The 21600-nt window shown below is 70.8% G+C and carries 29 protein-coding genes and 2 pseudogenes; 3 read left to right on the top strand and 28 right to left on the bottom strand.

Annotated elements, in window-relative coordinates:
• Positions 1-241 precede the first annotated feature (241 nt).
• Positions 242-1150, bottom strand: a complete 909-nt coding sequence (locus V2W30_RS41280) for a hypothetical protein (protein WP_338704354.1) — start codon at positions 1148-1150, stop codon at positions 242-244.
• Between the two features lie 219 nt (positions 1151-1369).
• Here V2W30_RS41280 and V2W30_RS41285 point away from each other — a divergent pair.
• The 3 genes and pseudogenes from V2W30_RS41285 to V2W30_RS41295 all read left to right on the top strand — a co-directional run.
• Positions 1370-1645, top strand: a pseudogene (locus V2W30_RS41285) (transposase); the annotation flags it as partial.
• Between the two features lie 68 nt (positions 1646-1713).
• Positions 1714-2274, top strand: coding sequence for a GNAT family N-acetyltransferase (locus V2W30_RS41290; RefSeq protein ID WP_338704355.1), 561 nt, complete (start codon positions 1714-1716; stop codon positions 2272-2274).
• 266 nt (positions 2275-2540) lie between these two features.
• Positions 2541-3491, top strand: a complete 951-nt coding sequence (locus tag V2W30_RS41295; protein ID WP_338704358.1) for a hypothetical protein — start codon at positions 2541-2543, stop codon at positions 3489-3491.
• Between the two features lie 64 nt (positions 3492-3555).
• Here V2W30_RS41295 and V2W30_RS41300 read toward each other — a convergent pair.
• From V2W30_RS41300 to V2W30_RS41430, 27 genes and pseudogenes are all read right to left on the bottom strand, one after another.
• Positions 3556-3777, bottom strand: a pseudogene (locus V2W30_RS41300) (transposase family protein); the annotation flags it as partial.
• A gap of 236 nt (positions 3778-4013) precedes the next feature.
• Entirely contained in the window at positions 4014-4370 is a 357-nt protein-coding gene (locus V2W30_RS41305) for a hypothetical protein (RefSeq protein ID WP_338704359.1), read from the bottom strand.
• Positions 4371-4573: 203 nt separating this feature from the next.
• Complete coding sequence (locus V2W30_RS41310) at positions 4574-4744, bottom strand: hypothetical protein (protein ID WP_338704360.1); 171 nt, start codon at positions 4742-4744, stop codon at positions 4574-4576.
• Positions 4745-4788: 44 nt separating this feature from the next.
• Positions 4789-5235 (bottom strand): DUF6248 family natural product biosynthesis protein, encoded by a 447-nt coding sequence (locus V2W30_RS41315; RefSeq protein ID WP_338704362.1) that lies wholly within the window; start codon positions 5233-5235, stop codon positions 4789-4791.
• Between the two features lie 21 nt (positions 5236-5256).
• Positions 5257-5394, bottom strand: coding sequence for a hypothetical protein (locus tag V2W30_RS41320; protein WP_338704363.1), 138 nt, complete (start codon positions 5392-5394; stop codon positions 5257-5259).
• Positions 5395-5449: 55 nt separating this feature from the next.
• Complete coding sequence (locus tag V2W30_RS41325) at positions 5450-5812, bottom strand: hypothetical protein (protein WP_338704364.1); 363 nt, start codon at positions 5810-5812, stop codon at positions 5450-5452.
• Positions 5809-6216: a hypothetical protein gene (locus V2W30_RS41330; protein WP_338704366.1), complete on the bottom strand. Its 408-nt coding sequence runs from the start codon at positions 6214-6216 to the stop codon at positions 5809-5811. Before V2W30_RS41330 ends, V2W30_RS41325 begins: the two co-directional genes overlap by 4 nt.
• 311 nt (positions 6217-6527) lie before the next feature.
• Complete coding sequence (locus tag V2W30_RS41335; protein WP_338704367.1) at positions 6528-6860, bottom strand: hypothetical protein; 333 nt, start codon at positions 6858-6860, stop codon at positions 6528-6530.
• Positions 6818-7525, bottom strand: coding sequence for a DUF3560 domain-containing protein (locus V2W30_RS41340; protein ID WP_338704369.1), 708 nt, complete (start codon positions 7523-7525; stop codon positions 6818-6820). Before V2W30_RS41340 ends, V2W30_RS41335 begins: the two co-directional genes overlap by 43 nt.
• Positions 7526-7572: 47 nt before the next feature.
• The gene (locus V2W30_RS41345; RefSeq protein WP_338704371.1) at positions 7573-8145 is read right to left on the bottom strand and encodes a hypothetical protein; all 573 of its coding nucleotides are present in this window, start codon (positions 8143-8145) and stop codon (positions 7573-7575) included.
• A 40-nt stretch (positions 8146-8185) separates the two neighbouring features.
• The gene (locus tag V2W30_RS41350) at positions 8186-8587 is read right to left on the bottom strand and encodes a single-stranded DNA-binding protein (RefSeq protein ID WP_338704372.1); all 402 of its coding nucleotides are present in this window, start codon (positions 8585-8587) and stop codon (positions 8186-8188) included.
• A gap of 333 nt (positions 8588-8920) precedes the next feature.
• The gene (locus V2W30_RS41355) at positions 8921-9298 is read right to left on the bottom strand and encodes a hypothetical protein (protein WP_338704373.1); all 378 of its coding nucleotides are present in this window, start codon (positions 9296-9298) and stop codon (positions 8921-8923) included.
• The gene (locus V2W30_RS41360; protein ID WP_338704374.1) at positions 9295-9774 is read right to left on the bottom strand and encodes a DUF3263 domain-containing protein; all 480 of its coding nucleotides are present in this window, start codon (positions 9772-9774) and stop codon (positions 9295-9297) included. Before V2W30_RS41360 ends, V2W30_RS41355 begins: the two co-directional genes overlap by 4 nt.
• Entirely contained in the window at positions 9729-10217 is a 489-nt protein-coding gene (locus V2W30_RS41365; protein ID WP_338704375.1) for a hypothetical protein, read from the bottom strand. The genes V2W30_RS41360 and V2W30_RS41365 overlap by 46 nt, the downstream gene beginning before the upstream one ends.
• Positions 10218-10302: 85 nt before the next feature.
• Entirely contained in the window at positions 10303-10740 is a 438-nt protein-coding gene (locus V2W30_RS41370; RefSeq protein WP_338704376.1) for a hypothetical protein, read from the bottom strand.
• 114 nt (positions 10741-10854) lie between these two features.
• Entirely contained in the window at positions 10855-12348 is a 1494-nt protein-coding gene (locus V2W30_RS41375; protein WP_338704377.1) for a ParB/RepB/Spo0J family partition protein, read from the bottom strand.
• Between the two features lie 563 nt (positions 12349-12911).
• A complete protein-coding gene (locus V2W30_RS41380; RefSeq protein ID WP_338704378.1) occupies positions 12912-13766 on the bottom strand; it encodes a hypothetical protein in 855 nt (284 codons plus the stop codon).
• Between the two features lie 118 nt (positions 13767-13884).
• Complete coding sequence (locus V2W30_RS41385) at positions 13885-14217, bottom strand: hypothetical protein (RefSeq protein WP_338704379.1); 333 nt, start codon at positions 14215-14217, stop codon at positions 13885-13887.
• Between the two features lie 143 nt (positions 14218-14360).
• The gene (locus V2W30_RS41390) at positions 14361-14963 is read right to left on the bottom strand and encodes a hypothetical protein (RefSeq protein ID WP_338704380.1); all 603 of its coding nucleotides are present in this window, start codon (positions 14961-14963) and stop codon (positions 14361-14363) included.
• A 224-nt stretch (positions 14964-15187) separates the two neighbouring features.
• Positions 15188-15670, bottom strand: coding sequence for a hypothetical protein (locus tag V2W30_RS41395; protein ID WP_338704381.1), 483 nt, complete (start codon positions 15668-15670; stop codon positions 15188-15190).
• Positions 15671-15832: 162 nt separating this feature from the next.
• Entirely contained in the window at positions 15833-16513 is a 681-nt protein-coding gene (locus V2W30_RS41400) for a hypothetical protein (protein WP_338704382.1), read from the bottom strand.
• A 49-nt stretch (positions 16514-16562) separates the two neighbouring features.
• Positions 16563-17252 carry a hypothetical protein gene (locus V2W30_RS41405; protein ID WP_338704383.1) on the bottom strand — a complete coding sequence of 230 codons (690 nt, stop codon included), beginning with the start codon at positions 17250-17252 and terminating at the stop codon, positions 16563-16565.
• 133 nt (positions 17253-17385) lie between these two features.
• Complete coding sequence (locus V2W30_RS41410) at positions 17386-18228, bottom strand: hypothetical protein (RefSeq protein WP_338704384.1); 843 nt, start codon at positions 18226-18228, stop codon at positions 17386-17388.
• A 324-nt stretch (positions 18229-18552) separates the two neighbouring features.
• On the bottom strand, positions 18553-19554 hold the full coding sequence (locus tag V2W30_RS41415; protein ID WP_338704385.1) for a DUF932 domain-containing protein: 1002 nt from the start codon (positions 19552-19554) through the stop codon (positions 18553-18555).
• A 150-nt stretch (positions 19555-19704) separates the two neighbouring features.
• Positions 19705-19833: a hypothetical protein gene (locus tag V2W30_RS41420; protein WP_338704386.1), complete on the bottom strand. Its 129-nt coding sequence runs from the start codon at positions 19831-19833 to the stop codon at positions 19705-19707.
• A 19-nt stretch (positions 19834-19852) separates the two neighbouring features.
• Complete coding sequence (locus V2W30_RS41425) at positions 19853-20341, bottom strand: hypothetical protein (protein ID WP_338704387.1); 489 nt, start codon at positions 20339-20341, stop codon at positions 19853-19855.
• Between the two features lie 72 nt (positions 20342-20413).
• Positions 20414-20770 carry a hypothetical protein gene (locus V2W30_RS41430; protein WP_338704388.1) on the bottom strand — a complete coding sequence of 119 codons (357 nt, stop codon included), beginning with the start codon at positions 20768-20770 and terminating at the stop codon, positions 20414-20416.
• Positions 20771-21600 lie beyond the last annotated feature (830 nt).

The following is a 21600-nucleotide window of genomic DNA, read 5'->3' on the forward strand; positions in this document are numbered from 1 at the left end:
ATAATTGCCAAATGCTGTTATTTCAAACGGAGTTGACGGCGTGCCCTGCCCTCATCAGGCGTCGCTGCCGACGGGCACCCATCAAGAACAGCTCAGGGGAGCGGGAAGGGCCGACGGCCGGTCCCGCGGAGCGGGGCTCTGCGGGGGAGGGGTGGTTAGTCCCTCACGGCCGGCCGTCGGTGTGGCAGTCGGGCCGCCGGGGTGTTCGTCGTACCCCTCATCCCGTCTGTCACGGCACAGGTTAGCCCTCCGGTTCGGGGGCTTTCGCACGCTGGCGTGCGAGCTCCTCGAGGCGGGAGCGGTGCCAGCGGCGCTGTTGGGGCGGGCCGTCGCTGCCCTGCCGGGTCTCGTGGGCGTCGGGTTCCGCGAGTTCAGGCAGGTGCCCGTGGTACAGGGCGCTCGTGAAGCTGGTGGAACTGGCGTAGCCGAGGATCCGCGCTGCTTCCGCGGCGCCGACCAGATCCTGGTCCGGCGAGGGAGGCAGCGTGCCGCGCTCGCGCGCGGCTGCGATCAAGGTGGAGCGCCGCCACAGCTTCTTCGCGCCGCGCCCGGGCGTGAACGGGGCGTCGGGCTCGGGCAGTTGGGGGACGAGGCCTTGATGCAGAGCGCTGGAGAAGCTGGCCCGGCTGGAGTAGCCGAGCAGGGCGGCGGCGTGTGCGGTGCCCAGCAGCTCGTCGGGATCGCCGTCGACGTCCACTTCCGGCAGGGGCGCGGCCGGGCGCGCCGGTGTGTCGGTGCGCCGGCCCTTGCCGGGACGTGCCTTGACCCAGTCGACGACGGTGCCGCGCCGCCACAGCGGCTTGTCGATGTCCTCGTCGGGCTCGGGGAAGTAGCCGGGCCGGTCGCGGCGGTAGCCGTCGATGACCGTGGTCGACTTGTACCCGAGAAGCTGGGTGACTTCGCGCTTGGTGAGGAGCTCGTCCTGGTCGGCCTCGAGGACGGAGGCCGGCAGGGTGCGGGCGGGCTTGGCGCGGTGGGCGAAGAACGCGGCGACCTTGTCGTGCTCCCAGAACTTCTTGCGGCCCTCGGTGTGGTGCACCGGCGGGAAGCCGCTGTCGGGATCGTTGGACCAGGCGCTGACGCGGGGCTTGCTCGTGGCGAACTCGTCCACGATCTGCGCGGTGTCCACGAGCCGTACGGCCTCAGACATCACAACCCCTTCAGGCGGCCTCGAGCGGCGCGCACCCGGACCCGAGCGCGACATGTTCGATAATGCCAAAGGAGGGGTTGGGGTGTCCAGCCTGCCGGGCGACTTCACGAGTATCGCGCGGCCCGGTCCGTCCCCGACGGTGCCACGCAGCCGGGCAGTCAGCCATCTGCGATGAGGCACTACAGCACTGTCAGGTGTACCGGAAGCGTGCGGTTCACCCTGTTGGCGTTCTTCGACTTCCCCGCCGAGCACTGGATCCACCTGCGGACCACGAACCCGATCGAGTCGACCTTCGCCACTGTGCGCCTGCGGACCAAGGTCACCAAGGGTGCCGGCAGCCGGGCCGCCGCCCTGGCCATGATCTTCAAACTCATCGAGTCAGCCCAGCAACGCTGGCGGGCCGTGAACGCACCCCACCTCGTCGCACTGGTCCGGGCCGGCGCCCGCTTCGAGCGGGGCGTCCTGGTCGAGCCATCCGAGGCCCGCGCGGCATGAACACCACCGCCTGCCGCCGGTCGGAAAATCAGTGGCAGGCCCGGCCTGCCCGTGGTGAAGATCGCGGCATGCCCAACTTCCTGGAGACCGGCCGGCTCGTCCTGCGCGCGTTCACGGCGGCCGACATCGACCACCTGCTCGCCCTGGACAACGATCCCGAGGTCATGCGCTTCATCAACGGTGGCCGCCCCACAAGTCGGGAGTCGATCGAGACGCGGACCCTGCCGCGGCTCCTGCACGACTACCCGTGCTGGGAGACCCGCGGTTACTGGGCCGCGCAGGAGAGGATCACCGGCACGTTCCTGGGCTGGTTCGAGTTCCGGCCGTTGGAGGAGCACAGCCCCGCCGTGGTCGAACTCGGCTACCGGTTGAACCAAGCGGCATGGGGGCGCGGCTATGCGACCGAGGGATCCCGGGCCCTGGTCCACAAGGGGTTCGCGGAACTCGGGGTCGAGCGGGTCACCGCAAACACCATGGCCGTCAACACCCGCTCCCGTCGCGTCATGGAGAAATCGGGCCTGTCTTTCGTCCGGAACTTCACCGGGGACTGGCCGGAGGCGATCGAGGGCTCCGAGCACGGTGAAGTCGAGTACGAACTCACCCGGACCGAGTGGGAGCAGCCTCGATAGACATCAACGACTCAATCCACAACTCTTGACAATTACTCCGCCGGGGCAGTCGGCCTCGGGCTGGGTGCCCTCGCCCTGTCGGCTGGCACCGTCGCCGAGGACGTCGGTAGTGGAGGCGTAGGCATCGCAGACGACCTCATCTCCTTCGGCGCCGCCGGCGGCATGGTGAAATCGGCATGGGCACTGGTGGCATGAGTTAGGACGAGCCATGGCGGGCGGAGCGGCTGGGTCCACTCCGCCCGCCATGACCGAGAAGGCAGAACACCATGCAGCAAGACACCTCCCGCTACCGCAACGCCATGCTTGACGTCGATCACGCGGACGACGACCGCTTCATCGCCGCAGCTGCGGAGTGGCTTATCGGAGCTGCCTCCGTTGTGGCCCCCCACCTGTGGATGCGTGCCCAGCAGGCCCAACCGTTCACTAACCCGCAGACGTGGGACGAGCCCCACGGAGCTCCAGGCGCTCCCTGGGGCAACGTGCACGTCTGGAATCCGGTGAGGGGCCTGGCTGAAGAGTCGGCCAAGATGGCCACGCGCCCGCTCTCCCCGGAATCGCTCAACTGGCTTGTACGGGAGCTGAACAACAGGCCTGTGGAGGCCACGGTCTCCCTGCACGTGCTCAACTCCCTCGGGCTGCCCGACGAAGGAGGGGAGAACACGATACGGATCAGCCTCACAGTTGACGAAGAGCGTCCGACGATTGCCCAGCTGCAAATGACCTCCAGCCTGCCACTTCGCGAAGAGAGCGGCCCTGAAAGCTCCGAAGCCAGTTCCTCGTGCCGTTGGGCGGCCGTTGTCCGAGATGTCGCCGATCGCGTCGACCCGACTTTTGGCCACATCTGCGACGACCTGCTCAATCCGCGCTACACCGGTCGGGACACGGCTGGCGGGCGACGTGGGGTACGTCGGTCCATCAGGCTGGGGCGGGAAATCCTACGCGGCTACTCATGGGTGACCGTGGTACCTCGAGAGCTGGCTGATTCTCTGGGTGGCGCGGCGGCACTGCGCAAAAAGAGCGCGTTTAGTGAGGTCATCGAGCTCAAGTCCGGCGCGGTGTGGCTGCGTGCCGCCGAGGCCATCGACGGTTACAACGAAGCGGCCATGGAGCAGGTCTTCCGAGCCCTTGCAGTGGTACTGCCGAAGGGGGAACCAAAGCCCAACCCAGGTCTCCAACGCCAGCCACGGTTGATCTGGCGCGACGCTGCGCACGCCTAAGGGCTGCCCCGTAAATGATCTTCGTGATGGTCGGAGTGCGGCTGTCCGTTGAGGGGCCTGCCGTCTATCCGGCGAGGTTGAGGTTGTGCAGACGGGCAATGCCGAGCATCGCGTGATGGACGCCGTCACCCTTCAGGCGGCAATCCCGCAGGATCTTCCAGCACTTCATGCGGGCGAAGACGTGCTCGACGCGGGCGCGGACCTGTTTGTGGGAGGTGTTGTGCGTCTTCTGCCAGTCGGCCAATTCTTCGCCTTTGCGGCGGCGGTGCGGCATCACCAGGCCGGTGTGGGCGAGCAATCCGCAGATGGGAACTCGGCAGCGCATCCGCAGGCCTCGACGCGCCACCGCCAACCATGCATGAGCTCGTTAGGGTGTACTTGAGGCTCACCTTCTCGCTGACGGGCTACACCTCGACCTCAGGATCGTGGGACATACCTGGCCGGTCCCCGGGCTGACTGACGGCCGCGGCCCTGAGTGCCTCTCGCACGGGTGGACCGTGGCGTCGTCACCCCCTTCTCGGATCATTCGATGGTCTCGGCGACTAGGCTGACGCCGAAATGTGAGGCGCGGGCCTCGAGTTCGGTGTAGGCGATGGCGGCCGGCGAGTTGTTCCACAGCTCGAACGCCAGGTTCCCGAGCGCCTCGCTGCGTGCTGTGCCCGGCTCCCACGGTACGTCAGCGGCCGCACAGCGCGCCCGGAGCGCCTCGTCGTCGAGCGATTGGCACTGCTGGTGCACCTCGGTGCGTACCTGCGCGATGCCGGCGCACCATGCGTTGTGTGCGCGGCGCAGTAGCTGCTTCAACTCGGCTGTGACGTAGGTGTCTTGGGCTCGGGCGGCCAGGGCGAGCAGCAGGGCGGTCGGGTTCGTTTCAGACACGGCTCGGGATCCCTTTGATCGGTGTGGGGGCCGGGGCGTACCGCAGGCCTGGCACGTGGCCCAGGCTGCGTTCGGGGCCGTGCACTGGCTGCTGGTCCAACTCACGCTCATCATCTCTTTCTTGTAAGCGCGGTGGTGACGCTGTTCGTTCGCGGTCTGCGACGACCGCCCAGGGGAGCGGGCGGTGCGGCCCGCTCTCCCGCTCAACCGCTTGTGACTTGGGGGCGATGCTCTGTCCTGACGGCGATCGAGACGTGGCCGGAGATCTTGGGGTGGTGCTGGTAGTCGTTGCGGGTGCGTTCGGCGTCGGTCTTGTCATGTGCGACGGCGAGTTCGATGAGGCCCTGGCCTGTCCAGGTGAAGACGCTCCACATGGTGCCCTCCTTGCTTCTGGCAGTCCGACGGTCTGGGTGTTGCGTCAGAACAGCGTGTTCTGGGGTGCGGGGCGGTCTGCCTGTGTCGCAGGGTTCTTGTTCGTTGCGCGGCGCGTGCTGTTGGTGGGGACGTGCGTGATCGGTTTCGTATGGGGGGTGAGCGGCCCGTCTTTGGGGCACGGGCACCGGCACCACCAGGCGCAGATCTCGCCGCGGGGCCGGGGTATGTGGCGGGCGATGTATCGGCCGTGCTGGTTGTACAGCCAGTCGGTGTTGTCGTCGACGTGTGGGCCGCCCTTTTGGCGGTGCACGCACAGGTCGCACCGGCTCGCGAGGCAGTTGCGGCAGGTTCCCCGTTCGCAGGTCGACCAGCGCACGAACCCCCACGGGTACTTGTGGTCCAGGTCCTGGAGGTGGCGGGGCCAGACGTGTTCGCGCACCCATGCTCCTTCCGCCTCGCTCATGGGGGAGGGGTTGGGTACGGGGTGCACGATCCCGAGGATCAGGGCGCCTTACAGGTTCAGCAGGGCGGTGCGGCGTACGACTTCGTGTTCTGCGGGGGTGAGCGTGCGCTGGGGGCGGCGCAAGGGCGCGGGCGGGTCGTGTTGCGCCGCAGGCTTGTGGCGGGCGTGGGAGGGGGCGTCGTTCATCGGGTTCTCCGGACGGTGGGGAGGTTCGCCCTGTCCGTGGGGCAGGGCGAAGGACTCAGTGCGGGCGGTGGGGCCGGGCTGTGCGGGGGCCGCGGATGCGCACCTGACGCTCGTGGTGCTCGTCGAGGAGGCGGCAGGGCAGCCGGTCGTGGCCCTCGCGCAGGGCGCGGTGGAGGCGGTGCCGGCCGTCGATGAGGAGGACGCTGTGGTCGAGTTCGGCGACGGTGACCAGGAGCAGTGGCCGGTTCAGGTCGGCGTGGGCGGCGTGCTCGGGGTCGATGCGGATCAGCGGCAGCGCCGCAGCCAGCGGTTGGGTGGCGGTGTGCCGCACGGGCCGCGCGGCGGCCAGGTCGAGTGCGGCAGTGACATCCCACTGGTAGGCGAGGAACTGGAACTTCTCGCGCTCGGCGGCGGTCATCGGCGGCCGCCCGGGTGCGGTTGGGTGTCTGTGCGGTGGGCCGCGGACCGGAGAGCGGCGGGGACGATCAGGGCGAGTTGGTCGACGGGCCAGGGGTCGCAGCTGTTCCACGGATCGCCGTTGGAGAGCACGACGTGTTCGCCGTCGGCGGGCTCGATGTCGTCGCACACGCCGCATCCGCAGGCGGGGTCGAAGGGCTCGGGGCGGGCGGTGTCGGGGGTAGGGAAGTAGTCGGCGGCGTGGGTCGGGTCGGCCACGGCCAGGATCAGGTCGCCGGCGCTGATGTGGCGGGCGCGGCTGATGCGGACGGCGGCCTCGTCGACCGGCAGCGGCGGAAGGTCTTCGGTGGGGGTGAAGCGGAGCGGGCCGACGGTGAAGAACTCGATCTCGGTTCCGGTGTGCACGGGGGCTCCTTTGCGGTGGGGCTGCGGGCGCGGCCCCACGACTGAACGGGGGTGGTTGTGGTTGGGAGGGGCGGGGGTCACACGGCGCGGCGGACTTCGGCCGCGAAGGCGAGGACGACGGCGTCGTCGCGGACGTGCACGCGGATGACGTCGCCGGGGACGGGGGCGTCGCGGCGGAGGCTGGTTACCTCGCGCCAGGCGAGCCGGGCCGCGGTCAGGGCGGCTTCGAGGTCGTCGCTGGTGGCGCCGGACGGGCCGGCGGGGACGATCCAGCGGTGTTCGGTGCGGGTGGATGGTGAACGACGGCATGGTCAGCCCTTCTTCGGGGCGGTGAGACGGGTGATCTCATCGGGGGTGGCGCGGCCGGTGACGTTGTCGTACGGGACGCGTCCGGTGCTGGTGGCGTGGTCGGTGGTGACGATGGGGCGGCGCTCGACGCAGACCGAGACGGCGAGGGATTTGGTGTTGACGCGCAGGACTTCGACCCAGCGCCCGCCCACGCGGGCGAAGTCGCCGGCGGTGAAGTCGGCGGGGCGCCAGATCTTGGCGCTGCCGTCTTCGGCCGCCGCGATGACGTGCTGCCAGTAGCCGATCTGGTCGGTCAGGTCGTGGTGGCGCCGGTCGAGCTCGGCGAGCGCGTCCACCAGTGCCTCGGGGGTGAGCCGCCCGGCTGTGGCGCGCGACACCTCGGTGCTCTGCCGGCACTCGGTGCGGCGGAGTTCGGCCTCGAGACGCTGGATGCGGCGCAGGGTGGTGCCGGGGTGGGTGCGGTGGGCGGTGTAGTGGCCGGCGAGCTCGGCGCACCGGGCCCACTCGCGGGCGCGCTGGGCGTCCGGTGGCCGGTCTCGAAGTGGCGGCGCATCCGCTCGCGGAAGCGGATCTCACGGTTCGCGCTGTAATGGTCGATGAGGATCGGCTGGCCGGGCGGGATCGACTTCAGCATCCGGCGCGCCTGGGCGAGATGGTCCTGGCTGGAGGCGGCCGCGCTGTCGCGGTAGCGGGTGTAGCGCTCGGCGCGGCGGGCGGCGGCCTGGGTGCGGTCGGCCTCGGCCGCGGCGAACGAACGGCGTTGGTCGTCGTCGACGGTGACGGTCACGGTGTGCCCGTCGGCGCGCAGGGCTTCGGCGGTGCGCGCCAGCAGGCGTTCGTCGGCGCAGGTGCCGCGGCTGCGCGGGACGAACCAGAAGCCGCGGCGGCGGGCGAGGCGGAAGCTCAGGGCGTGCAGCACGGGCGCGGCGCCGTCGCCGGGGGCGGTGCCGGTCAGGCGGGTGCCTTCGGCGCGGGTGTGGGTCAGCAGCAACTCGGCCACGGTCGGCCTCCGTTCGGGCAAGGCGGTCAAGGGGAGCGGGCGGTGGATCAGGGGGAGGGGCGGCGCGCGACGTGGGCGGCGTACGCGGCGAGGACTGCTTCGGTGGTGGCCGCGTCGATATAGCGCAGCGTCACGTTGGCGATGCCGTTGCAGAGCAGGTGCGCCTGCGCGCGGACCAGGTCGGGGCCGTCGTGCTCGACGATGAACGACGGATCGTCGCGGACGATGCCCGCGTCGGGCATCAGCGCGAGGAGGCGGTCGGCCCGCGCGCGGTCGGCCGCGATCTCCTGGGCGCGCTGCGCGTTGCGGGCGAGGACCTTCGGATACGTCTCGTCGTAGGCCGGAAGCAGTTTGGTCACGATCACGCGCGCCAGCGCTTGTGCGCTGCGGTCGCCGCGGAACTCGGTCACCGGCCGGTGGGCGGTGGTCAGGGTGAAGGAGGTGTCGGGGTAGACGGGGTGCACGACGACGTAGCCGGTGCGGCGGGCGGCCTCGATGCGGATCCGGCGGCCGTCATGGTGGGTGAGGCAGACGCCACGGTCGCTGTCGGGCACCGCGCCCCACGGCCCGCCGGGGAGCAGGACCGCGGTTTGGACGGCGAGGGGATAGGGGTCAACCATGGGGGATTCCCCGGGAGTTGTGCGGGGCGTGGGCGGGGTGTCAGGCGGCGGCGCGGGCCGGCGGCTGTCCGGCCAGGACGCCGGGCAGGGTGGCGTCGATGTAGGCGACGTGGTGGGTGAGGTCGATGCCGACGCGGGCGTGGTCGAGGTAGAGCTGCTGCTGGCCGGGTGCGTGCGGGCTGGGCGTGATCCGCAGGTCTCCGGTGGCCATCACGTGGACGTCGTCGGTGAGCGTCTCGGCGGCGTGGCGGGCGGCGGCCCCGTGCACGGTGCAGATGACGGGGACGAGCGCGCCGTCGGTCCACTGGCGGGCGCGGTGGTCGTAGACGCGGGGGAGGTGGTGGAGCCAGAAGCGGGCGACGGGGGTGCCGGTCTCGGTGTGGCGCAGCTGCACGGTGCCGTGCACGCGTCCGGTGAAGACGGCGGCGGTCTGTCCGGTCATGACTTCCTCCCTGGCGGTGTGGGTGGGTTGGGGGGGGGCAGGGGCGACCACCGGTCACCCCTGCATGTTCCATAATACTCACTTAGTGGGTGGTGTCACGCGGTTTTCCGAATTCGGCTGCGGCGCCTGGTCGTTCGGCGACCGCTCGGGCCAACCGACCGCGCCGCGGACCAGATCCGCGGTGTGGGGCGTGCCCTGGTCGTCGGCGACCGTGACCGCGTCCCGCAGACGTGGGCCGGGGCGCGCATGGGCTCCTCGGTGTCGGGGGCGGCCGGACGCGGGGTGAGAGCGTCGACCTCGGTTGGTCCGGTGACGGTGCGGTGCGTCATGGCCTCATGCGTCGGCCCCGAAGACGTGCTCCCACTGCACCTGCTGGGTCCAGACGAGGGTGAGCGCGTGCAGCTTGAGCATGTCGTCGCTGACGTGGGCTGCTTCGGTGGCGCCAAGGACGGCGGCGCGACGGAAGACGCCGGCGTCGTCGCGGTCGCTGTAGAGGGCAACGACGCGTCCGCCCCGGCTCGGCAGACGCCGGCCGAGCAGCTGGGTGATGTGCCGGTCGTCGACCACGACCATCGGCGCGGCGGACCAGTCCTGCTCGGTCACCGTGTCGGTGGTGGCGTAGGCGAGCGGGGCGCCCAGCGGCGGCAGGTCGAGGGCGTCGGCGGCGCCGCGCGGCCCGGTGATGACGAGTACGGGCAACAGGCTGGTCATGGTGCGGGCCTTTCCTCGCGGGCGGTGCGCTGCGCTTCGCGGATGCGGCGCAGCCGGTTGACGGTGACCGGGGCCAGGCGCAGCGCGTCGGCCTGGTCGATGGCGGCGTTGAGCAGGAGGAAGTAGAGGGTGGGGCTGAGGCCGAGCTCCTCGCGGATGGCTCTGTCGCGCGCCGCTCGTGTTGCGTAGTTGCGTGCGGCGACGGCCAGCAGGTAGCGCAGGCCGAGCGCGGTCAGCGCCGCCGGTGCGGCGAGCGCCGGGGCGGTCGGCGGCTCTGGTTCGGTGAAGTCGAAGCGCTCCAGCCAGGTTTCGACGGCCGCGACGACGTCGGCGCCGGGCAGTTCACCGCGGCGCTCGACGATGCAGTTCAGCTCGTCCCGGAGGTCCACGATGGCCGCACCCTCGGGACGGGTACGGTCCGGGCGCATCGTCATGGCGTATCGCCGGTGGTGCGCGGCCGCGGGATGCGCGGGCACGTGCCCGCATCGTCCACGGGGCCCGTGGCCGACGGCTCCGAGGGCCGGGACGGGGCGGCGCTGTCCGGCCCGGCCGGTCCGGAATCGGTGGGCGGGTGCGCGTCCTCGCACTCGTGGCAGACGGCCTCGACGGGCACGCCGCGGTGTGCGAGGTTGAGGTGAACCCACCTCAGGGTGCGGCAGTTGGCACAGGTCAGCGGCAGCGTGCGGGACATGCTGTGCGGGGTGACGGGCTCGGTGTAGGGCAGGGTGATCTCGCCCTCGGCGGTGGCCACGGTCGCGTATCCGGGCAGGACCCGGTTGGGGGTGACGGCGGTGACGTGGAGCCAGGGAGAGCGGGTGGCACCACTTGTACCGGTGGGCAGGGGGACGCTGAAGTGGTCGGCGGCGACCAGCTGCCGCACGGTGACGCCGGTGAGCGGCACATACTGAGTGATCTTCACGAGGGGTTCCTCCAAAGGTGCGGGGAGGGGCGGGAGTTGGGCCGGGCGGGCCGCTGCGGGTGCGGCCCGCCCGGTGCCGGTCCGCTCAGGCGTTCCCGGCCGGGGCGAGAGCCCAGGGGCCGGGGCTGCAAAGGAGCTGGCGCAGGTAGGGCACGGTGAGCGTGTAGCTGATGTTCGGCTCGGCGGTGCCGGTGACGGTCAGCAGCAGTCCGTCGGCGCGCTGGGCGGTGACCTGGCACGGGTTGCCGCCCGCGTCGGTGAGCCGGGTTCCGACGGGGAACGGGTCGGCGGTGATCTCGTGGATGGTGTACGACGTGCGCAGCGGGCGCGGGGGTTCGGCCGGAGGCAGGGCGTAGGCGCCCCACTCCTCCCACGAGGCCGCGCCCATCTCCTGGGCGTAGGCATCGGCGTCAGCGCGCGAGGCGTGCTCGGCGCTTTCCGGATCGGGGGCGGTGACAAAGACGGTGAGGCCGGCGACGTCGTCGTCGGCACCCCACCCGTAGACGAACATGAAGGACGGCATGGCGTATCTCCCCTCGTCGTCACCGGGGTGCGGCGGTGAGCCGCACCCCGCACGACGGGTTGGGGCGGATGGGCGGGCCGGTGCCCGGCACGGTCCCACCCGCCGGGCACGGGTCTACTTCGTGGGCGCCTTGGACTTGTCGGGGCGGTGCGCGGCGACCGCCTGCGCCTCGACCTCGGACAGGGCGTAGGAACCGGCTGCATCCCGGCCGAGTTCTTCGAGGAGCAGCAGCCACTGCGCCTTGTCCAGCGGCAGGGACTGCCACGCCTTCGGCTCGCGCAGCGCGTACTCGTACGCGGCGGCGACCTGCGCGAACACCACATGTGCGGTACGGGACTTGGGCAGGGCCGCGATCATCTCCAGCGGCTCGGTGTGGGTGGCGGCCTTGAGACCGAGGTAGGGCGCGATGTCCTTGGCCGAGCACTTCTCGGTGAACTGGGCGTAGAAGTACGGCATCGCCACCATCGCCCGCTGAGCGAAGACGCGCGCGGCCTCCGGCAGCGCCTTGCTGCTGCGCCCGATCTGCGCGGCGAACGCCTGCCTCGGTCCCCGCGCGGCCTTCCACGCGCGGTTGCGGGCCACGGTGTTCGCCCGCTGTGCCTTCTCCGCTTCCGACAGCGACTGCTTGGGCTTCTTCGCCTCGGGCCGCACCTTGTGGCCGTGCTCCAGCGGCGCGGAGCAGTGCCACACCGGCTCGTGCTCGTCGCTGAGGCGGGCACTGTGTCCGGGGCAGGACCTGTGCATCTCCTCGGTGACCGGATTCCCGAGCGGTGTGGTCAGCTCCGCGAGCGGGCGCGGGGTGTCCTTGCCGCCGCTGTACGCGTAGGAGGGGGAGCGCAGCAGCGGGATCCCGGCGTCCTTGAGGGCCTGCACCGCCTCCTCCTGCTTGGCCTGGTCGGCCAGCTCGGCGTGCAGCAGGGCGATTTCCTGGTCCCAGTGACCGCGCCCGCCGCCTCCTTCCTCGGTGTCGCGGGCCAGCGCGGCCAGCAGACGGCGCTCGGCCGAGGGGATCGCCTCCACCTCGGCGAACTGGGCGGTCTGCTCCAGGTCCATGCCCCCGGCGGCAGCCCGGCGCAGCTCGGCATCGGTGAGCTTCTGCGCCTGCCTGATCTTCTTGGCGGCGCCGCGCCCGATCCCGAGCGCCTTGGCGGCGGTGGCTCGCTCGACGTCGTTCATGCCGACCAGAGCGAGTTCGGCGGCCTTGAGCCGGTCGCGGGCGCCCATGTCCGTGCGGTGGTCGTTCTCCACCAGGCTCAGGAACCGGGTCCACTCGTCGCGGCCGACCAGGTCGGCCCGCACATACGCACGGATCTGCCGCACGGGCCGCTGCTCGGCCTCGGCGGTCGCGTTCGCGATCTGCGCGGCCTGGGCCCGGCGCCACCCCTTGAACGCGCCGTAGGTGCCGTCCTCCAGCGGTCGGACACTGATCGGCTCCTCGACGCCCAGTGCCTTGACGGAGTTGATGAGCGCTTCGTCGGGCTCGGTGTCGTTCTCTCGGGCGTTGCACGGGTCGCGGACGATGAGTTCGGTGTCCAGGAGGGTGACGGTGAGGTTCGCGGACTCGTCGGGCTGCTCGCTGGTGGGCGCGGTCGGTGCGGCGGTTGCCATGGGAACTCCCTGTGAGAGTGACGGACTTCAGCGGCGTGCGGGAAGGCAACCAACCTTCCCGACGTGTTCCATAATACCTAATTCGTGGGGTGGGGCCACCGGTTTTCCCGGGACGTCCCACCCCTGGGTGCGGCGCTTCAGCGCGGCGTGCGGGGCCTGCCGCCGCGCCGGAGCGCCGCGTGGACCGTGCAGGCGAACACCTGACGGACGGGCCCGTTCACCCGTGGGACCTCGGCCACCACCGTGGTGCTCGGTGTGCCGCAGTCCAGACAGCGCAGGTCCACGGGATACGCGGAGACGGTCGTGCGCGGCCGGGAGGGACCGGGCGACTTGTCGCGCCTCATCGGGCGGCCGGCGGGCGGGCGGGGATGCTGATGACCTTCACGAGTGGGTCCTTCCGGCGGGGTCCGCGCAGGGCGGGAGAAGAGGGCGGCCGGGCGGTTGCCCGGCCGCAGCGGGGACGGCTGTGCGCCTTCGCGTGCGCGGCGCCGCTGTCGCGAGCGCGACGCTGATGCGGCGGAGAGGGGCGGGGCGGCGCTCTGCCGTACCCCGGCCCGGGCGGCTCAGGTGAGCGGGGCGCCGATCGCCGCGAGCGCGTCCGGGGCGGTGTCGTGGGTGGCCAGGAGCTGAGGGCGTACGCGCTCGTCCCACACGCGCCACCGGGCGCCGCCGAGGACGGGCTGCCACGTGAGATCCCAGTACTCGGCGTCGTCCTGACGGACCGTCCACCGGCCACGCTGGCGGCGCCGGATGCTCCAGCCGTGGGCCAGCGTGGGCAGCTGGGGTTCGGGTCCGTAGGCGGCGTCGACAAAGGCGAGGTAGGCGGCTGTCGGTTCGACCGGTACGCGGGCGTGCCGCGGGGCGGGCTGGCCGGAGCAGCAGCCCGAGCGAGACCAGGACTGCCAGGCGGCCCCCGCCGCCCGTCGAAAGCCTGCCGCCTCCATCCGCTCGTCGGCGGTGGCCACCAGTGCAGTGCTCATCGCTCCTTGCTCAAGGGGCTCGGTGACCGGCTCGAACGGGGCCCGCACGCCTGCGCGCGGGCGCTCGGTGAGGCTGAGAAGGAACTGCTGGCCCCCCTTCCGATCGAACAGCCGCAGATACGCGCCGCCTCCGGCCGACGGCTCGGCGATGCGGATCTCCGCGACGGCCGGGCGCGCGGCCCGCTCGCCCCGGCGGGCCCGCTCCAACCGCTCCTCCTCGGTCGGGACATGCAGCTGCAGCCGGGCCTGCTGCTCCGCGATCTGCCACGCCTGGCTGCGGGCGAGTTGCCGGGCGAGCCGGTCGGTCTCCAGTGCGTGGGTGAGTTCGTCGGTGTAGCGGGTGACGGCCTGGGCGGCCTGCTCGGGCAGCCCGGTGACCGTGACGGTGACGGCCTGGCCAGCGTAGTGGGTGGGGCTGGTGTGGGTGTGTGCGGTCATGGCGGGGCCTCCTGCCCGGGCGGGGAACGAGCGACTGCGGCGACGTCGTGGCACCGCTCCGGTCCGCGGCGGGTGTGCCGCAGACCGGGGCGCGCGCGTGACTCGTGGCGGCCAGGGGTCACCGGACGACGTGAATCCCGTGGTCGTGCTGAAGGACGACGAGCGCGGCCCGTACAGCGGCCAGCATCTTGGGGGAGCTGGTGGGCCAGCCCAGCGCGGAGGCCGCGTCGAGGATCTCGGCGTCACCGACCCGGCGGTCGTGCGCGCCGTTTCGCATCAGGTGCACGGTCACGGCCTGGACCTTGCGGGCACGGTTGTAGGACTCGCACTCCTCGCCGCTGGCGGTGGGCATTGCGGTGCGGGCTTCGGGCGGCAGCTCGGGCTGCTCGGTGAGTGCTTGGGTGATGGCGAGGGTGACGGGGTGCAGCAGGCGGAGCACGGTGGTCAGCACGGCAACTCCCGGTGGGATGAGGGGGTTTGCTCGGTCAGCAGGCGCAGCTGGCCGGACGGTTCGGTGGCGGCCTGGCGGTGGGTGAGGTCCGCCCGTCCCGGGGCCGTCCTGTCCAGGCGGGCATCCCGGGACGGTGTGCGCGGTCAGGGGAGGATGAGGCAGTCCGTGGGGGCGTCCGGCGCGATCTGGTGCAGGGCGACCACCGTGTGAAGGTGCGGCATCGAGCCGTACACCGTGCGGGCGTGGACGTCTCCGGCCCGGTGGTGGCGGACTTCCGTGCTTGAGAAGAGGCTTCCGTTGGCGGACATCACCGTTTCGCGCGGCCCGTCGTGGCTGCCGTCGTGCAGCCACCGCAGGTAGAGGGTCCGCAGCGACGTTGCGCCGTGGGTGCGGACTTCCCAGGACTCCGCGCGGTCCCCGGGGCGGTGTCCGTACGCGATCGTGCGCGGCTTGGTGATCCTCAAGACCGTGCCCGGTGCGGGCTCGGAGGCTTGTCCGGCCCATTCGATGCGCGCGCGGAAACCGGTCGGCGCGTGCCTGAGAGTGTCGCCCACCGGCTCCTCGGTGAGCAGACGGGCGAACGCCTGCGCGCTCTCCCGGGTCACTTGCCCGCTGAGCCACAGTGCGTCGGCGGCGCGGGCGGCGGCCTCGCCGATTGACGCGACCGGCGCGGCTGCGCGCTGCTCGTCGCGGGCGGGAGCGGCAAGAACGAGCGAGTAGGCGGCGACGGGGCGGGCGTTCCTCATGCGGTCTCCCGGAGTGAGCGGATGGGCGGTAGGAGCGGCGCGGGGATCCCCTTGCCATGTCGTATGTTCCATAATACCCAACAAACGGTGTGGGGCAACCCTGTTTCGTGAACGGTGCGCGCGGTGTCCGAACAACTCGGGCTCAGGACTGCGGAGTTGTCGCCCTGCCGTTGACCTGGTACGCGGCCGATTCGTTCAGGCGCCGTAGGAGCACCGGTGGCGGCCTACTCCACTGCGGGCGCGGGCAGTTCGGGCGCGGGGCGTACGACGGTGGGCGGCGCATCGCCACCTCGGCACGGCCGTACAGACACCGCTAGGTCGGCGATGTCGAGGCCGTGGAGCCAGCCGTCGCGCAGCCGCCAGCCACACGCCACCAGATGACGGCCTGCGGCACCAGCCCGCTCGGAGTGTGCGATCAGCACGGCACCGCGTACCGTGCTGCCCTCCAGCGCGACGGTGAGCGCCACCTGCAGCGCAGTGAAGTCGGCAGGCCGGCAGGCCAGTTCGACACCGTCACCCACGCGCAGAGTGACAGTGACCTTCTGCACCACGTAGTCGCCGGCGACCGTCTGCGCGGCGAAGCTCAGATGATGCGTGCCGTTGCCCAGCACGCGCAGGATCTTCGCGTAAGCGTCGAACGCGCGCTCCTGGGCAGCTGACAGAGCCTGGTCATGGGGCCGGGCGGGCGTGCTGCTGGTGGTGTTCACGGACATAGGAGGGCTCCTTGGCAAGGGTGCTCGGGGCGGGGGCGGGGCAGGTTCCAGGGGGCGGGTGGTCGCGCGGCCCATCAGGACGCGCTCGGGTAAGGACCGGGCCGCTCGTCGAGCGGCCCGGCAGGGCGGCGGGAAGGCGCCGCGGTCCCGTGGTGATCAGCGCGAGCGGGCTGCGCGCGTCCTGCGGTGCCCCCGGCGGGCGAGAGACCGGGCCGTGCGGGCGGCACTGATCCGCAGGCGGACGAGCAGCGGCAGGCTGGCCCGGGCGATGCGGTGGGGGGACAGATGGATCAGAACCCTGGTCGCCACCTGCCGCGTTGACGCGTGGGGCGGGGCGAGCGCGTCGGCCAGGACGGACCACCCGTCCTCCGGGTCGTCGCACGCCAGCCGCCACCACCCGGTGGAGCTGCGGAACACGTAGAACTCGATCCCGCCGTGCGTGATCGTGATCCCCGGCTCCTGCACGGCAACCGTGCCGGTGTGGGCGCTGACGACTCCAGCCCGGACCAACCGGGCCTCGACCTGGCGCAGCGCGCACCATCCGGGGCTGTGAGCACGGAAGGCACGGGCACGGTCTGCCCATGTGTCCCACGTGCGCCGGTCGTCGTCCCGGTACTCGTTGCTGTGTGCAGGGTCCAACACCTTGGTCCCCGGCGCCCGCGTCGTGGGGCCGGTGGGCGCGGGGGCGCTCCACACGGTCGTGCGGAACTGGGCGCTGGTGTGGAAGGTGTCGGGGTCCGGCGCCTCGGCGAGCAGATGGACGGTGGTCACGGTGCCGTCGGCGTCCTGGCGGACGCTGACGTACAGGACATCGGCACAGTCGGTGGGCTGGTCCATAAACACGGCGGGGCTCCTGGGGCAATGGCAGGCGGGCGGCGGGGCCGGGTCAGTAGGCGCCGAAGTTCGGGCGGTGCTGGTGGTAGCGCTCCAGGTTGCGGTTCGCGTAAAAGACGTCCTTGGCCGCTTCGCCGCTCAAGGCGTAGAGAGTCGAGGGCCGGTGTCCGGGGCGGCCGAAGCGGCGGCGGGCGGCGCGGTGCAGTTCCTCCCGCTCGGCCTCGTCGGCGGGAACCGGAAGGCTGAGCAGTACCCGCTCGTCACGGCCGGAGATCACGAGAAAGGGGCGGAAGTCCCCCATGGAGTGCGGGCGCGCAGGGCCAAGCGTGGTGTCCGCAAGCTGGGCGCGCGCGTCGGCGAGCAGTTTGTAGATGCGCTCACTGGCCGGGCCGGAGTCGTGGGCGTTGCAGCTGAACCAGGCGGCGGCCTGCTCGCGCACCGTGGCGAACTCCCACCGGGCGTAGCGGCTGATGGCGGAGCGCGCCCACTCGTCGCGTGAGTTCGCGCGCGCGTTCGCAGCGCGCGCCGTGTTGGCCACCCGGGTGTGGGTCCACCGCAGGGCAGTGGCTGCGCAGGAGGTGCCGTAGTACGACACGTCACCTTCCTCGTTCCCGTCCGCGTCCAGCGGCATCAGGGCGACAACGCGCTTGAGGTTCGTGCGGCCGCAGCACTCGCACGTGTCGGTGTCGTCAACGACCCCTTTGATGATCCATTGCGGTGTGGCGCGGTGGTGGCTGCTCATCGGTGCGGCTCCTGAAGAGGGAAGACGTGGAGGGTTCTTGGGGTGCGCGGTCCGCCTCCGCGGACGTATCGCGCTGCCCCCGGGGCGGCCCGGCCCCGTGGGCAGCGCTCCGCCCCCGGGGGGCGCGGGCTGGTCAGATGGGGGAGTCCTCGGCGGCTGCGGCGCAGCGGGGCTGCGCGGCGCGGTGGCGGCGGGCTGGTGTGCGTACCTGCTGCTGGGCGCGCAGGGAATCGACCTCGGACCGTACGGACCGGGCGCGGTCGTGTTCCTCGGCAGCCCGGTCGAGGCAGTACGAACCCCACCACTCGTTCACACGGACGTTGCGGGCCAGCGAATCGGGGAGGTTGGCCAGCATGAGCAGCAGGACCGGATGCGGTGATGCGATGCACCACCGGGCGACGGTCCACCAGGCGGCCACGGCTGAGCGGAGTTTGGGGAGGGAGGAGCGGGCCTCTCGCTCCAGGCGCGCGGCCTCGGCCCGGTGGTGAGAAACGCTCCAGGTGAGGAAGCGCAGCAGCGCAGGGGTGTCGCGTTCCCGGGAAAGCTGAAGGAGCGCGGGCAGGTCGTCACGCTGTCCGACGTGGGCGGCACAGGCGTGCAGAACGGCGGTGAGCGTTGCTTCCGTCTTGGGGGTCGGCGGGTGCCCGGCGACGGACGTGATGGGGCTTGTCGAGGTCTGGGGCAGACCGGTCTGCGGGGTGTGGAGGGTCAGGCTGCCGTGGTATCCGGTGCGGCTGTGGGCAAGCCGTGGCTGGTCCTCGTTGGGGACGGTGGTCTGGAAGGCGTTGACGGGGCCGAGACAGGCGCGCACGGCGGTGAACTGGTCCCAGTGGTGAGGGTGGTGGGTGCCGGTGACGTGCACGGCGCCGCGCATGGCGCCGCCCAGTTCGAAAAGGACGGCGTCCCCGCGACGGTGGGCGGTGGCGTGTACAGGACCAGTGGGGGTGTCGATGGTCAGGCTCGGGCTGGTGGTCATGTCTGTGACTCCTCATCAGGCGTTCCGGGGCGGCGCAGCGCTGGGCGCGCGGTGTGCGGGCAAGGGGCCGGCTGCTGTGACGGCACCGGCGGGGACGGTGCGCACCGGTGGCGGGATCTTTCTTTGCGCGCGGTCTGCTCCGCAGACGCGGTGCGCTGCCGCTACGCGGCAGAGGGGGAGCGAGCGCTCCGCGCTCGGGGCCGGACGGGGGAGCGCTCCGCGCTCAGAGCGGGCGGGACACTCCCCGCACCGCCGGGCGGCGGGGCGCTCACGTCCCGCCGCCCGGCTCCGGTTCGCAGGGCCTGCCCTGCGAACCGGTGGCGGTCAGACCGTGGTGAGCGCGAAGGCCCGCTCCATGTAGGCGTCGGCGCTGCCGTTGATGATCCGCTCGGCGCGGTTGCGGGCCTTGTCGGCCTCGGTCCTGGCGCGCGCGGGGGCGACGTGGTTCACGTACTCGGTGATGGCGTTGTATCCCGCCCACCGCGTGCCCCTGATGCCAGCCTGCGTGTCCGCGTACTGGAAGAGATGGGAGATCTTGCCCCAGCGCGCGTTCCGGTTGGCCAGTGCCTGCTTCCCGCCGGTCTTCATCGGGAACACCTTGTCCACCACGGTGCGCAGCTCAGCGAGCGTCATCTCCGCTTGGATCATCCGCTCGGCGGCCTTCTCGAACTCGTCCGCGTACTGGAACGTGAGGCCGAGGGCCTGGCGGGCCTGCGCGATCCGGGCCTTCGCCCCGGCGGTGTGGCGCACCGTGTACGCGCTCTTGGCCCCGTTGATCGCGGCCCGCTGGGTGTTCGCGCACACGACCCGGATCGGGGTCACGACGACACGGAACGCTGCGCTTCCGTCGTGGCTGTTAAAAGCCGCGATGTACAGGTCCGTGCGGTCGGTGCCCCCAACCGTCATGCCCTGGGGCATCTTCATCGTCAGGAACACCTGACGGCCGTTCTTGAGGGACCCGGCGGTCTCGAAGTGCGCGCCGGACTCGTCGGCAAGCAGGTTGAGGAACTCGGCGTGCTCCTCGTTCTGTACGGGGTGGTAGTCGCTGCCGACGACGCCGAGCGTCTCGGGGCGGCCGGTCTTGGGGTGCGTGCGCACGCTCGCGAAGTGCTCGGGTACCTCGATGGAGGTCAATCCGTCCGGGGTGAACTCGGAGGCGGTCAGGCCGACCTTGCGCACGTTCCACCCGGACAGTGACGCAAGGCTCATGGCTTCCTCGGCGTCCATCGCGGACGTGGTGACCGTTCCCAGACCGTGCCAGGCGCTCTTGCGGGCGCTGGCGAACGCGGCGGTGCCGTCGGCGAACTTCTCGATCTCGTGAGCCACAGGGGGCCCCTTTCGTGTTGACGAACGTTCGGCGATGTCGGGAGGGGGAGGGGACCACCCTCCCCCTCCCGACGTGTTCCATAATACTCAATTCACGGTGTGGGGCAACCCATTTCCACGAACCGCCCCACCGTGTCGGCCCGTTGCGAGTCACCAGGACCCGTCAAAGACCTCCTCGACCTCGTACGCCTCGTACTGCGCCCACTGCTCGCTCTCGCTCAGCACGGGGCAGCACATCCCACCGCGCTGCGACGGCGGCACGTCACGCAGACACGGCAACCTGCCCTCTCCGCACGGATCACACACCGACATCGAAGAGCCCCGACCCGCCGGTGATCGACTGCGCGCGTACGTTGTGCAGCTTCACCACCAGCTGACCCGCCTCGTACCGGCCCAGCTCGTACGCCGTACGAACCCCGCCCTCCTCGCCGGGCTCCTGCACGATGCCGCACACCACGTACGGCCCGTGAGCGTCCTCGCAGGAGCCGTGGTACCGCACATGGTCGAACACCATCAGAGGCCGCTCAACCGCCATGAACGCCATCTCCAGCGTCCCGTACGGCAACGGAACCCCCTGCAACGCCAGACCCGTTGAACCGCTCCGCACCCCCGCGATCCAACCCGCCTCGAATGCCGGTGCCGCCGCAGCCATCGACCGCGCCGACACCACACCCCCGGCCCGTACGACACTGCGCCACATCTCGTCGAACGCAGCCTGAATCTGCTCCGCTTCCCCCTCGCTCGGGGGCTCGGCGTGAACCTCGGCCGGCATCACGTGCGTACTCATGATCACTCCCTCACTCTGGTTGGTCTCCGGGATGCCCGGGGGCCGGAAGGCCCGACCCCCGGGCAGGAACGGCTACTTCAGACCGCGCGTCCGCAGCGCCTCACTGAGGCGGAACGCGATCACACGCGGGGGAAGAATGCGACCATTACCGCTGGCCTTGATGGTCTGGAGAATGACCGGACCGGTTTCGCTCTCGTGGATCAGGTGAAAGTCGAATCCGGCAGCAACCGGCAGCATGAGTAGAACCGGCCCCGCGTTGGTTTCGAAGCGAATTCCCGTGCTGTTCTCGTCCAGGTTGTGAACGATGGTCGCCGCTGCGATGAGTTCAGGGCGCGGGAGGTGGTTCGCGATAGCGCGAACATGAAGAGCCTCGGTGGTCTCGATGTCCTTGGCCTGCTTGACCGTTCCGTCCGTGATCACGATTTCCACGGAGATGCCTTCCTGTTGACGAACTTTCGGCGATGCCGGGGAGGGGAGGAACCACCCTCTCTCCCTCGACATGTTCCATAATACGTGTCATGCGGGCTGGGGCAACCCCAACACGCCGAATCCAACATCCGGCACACCATCCGACCCGGCACCTGACCAACCATCAGGCCAAACATCTGCCCCAACATCCCACAGACCAGACACCCCACCACGACACACAAAATAGCAGGTCAGCCCCTATTCCCCGGACTGGTACGCACTCTGACAACCCCTCACACGCGCCCCGGACCTCTGAAGCAGCAGGAAGAAGAAGGAGAGCAGGCAGCAGACGACCGGCGGCGCGCGCTCGGGGCGGGCGGTTCGGTGTCTGTCGGTCGCGTCGCAGGCTCCGCGACCGACACAGAGACAGAGAGCCCGGAAGGGGCCGGAAGCCGCATGCTGCGCTCCTGGGCGCCCTCTGGCGCCCGCTCCCGCGCTGTACGGAGTTGGGGTCCGGTGTGGCCGCTCGTCGACACCGGGGCGGTGTGGGGGAGTTGAGGGGCAACGAGAACCTTGGCGGTGCTTGCGTGGGGGATTGTTGCGGGTTTATGTTCGTGCTCTATTCGAGAACAGGGTGAGGCAGGGAGCGGGGAGATCTAACCCGGCGGGGAATACTGAGTTCTGACGGATCGTCAGAAACGCTCGGGGAAAGCCAAGAAACGATGAGACCCCCACCCTGTAGCCAGCCCAGGAATTCGCGGAGCGAATTCCTTTCCCGCCCGAATCGCGGAGCGAATTCGGGCACGGGGAAACGGAGTTTCCCCGGAATTCCGGCGGAGCCGGAATTCGCA

Source organism: Streptomyces sp. Q6, from assembly GCF_036967205.1.
Taxonomy (GTDB): Bacteria; Actinomycetota; Actinomycetes; order Streptomycetales; family Streptomycetaceae; genus Streptomyces; species Streptomyces citrinus.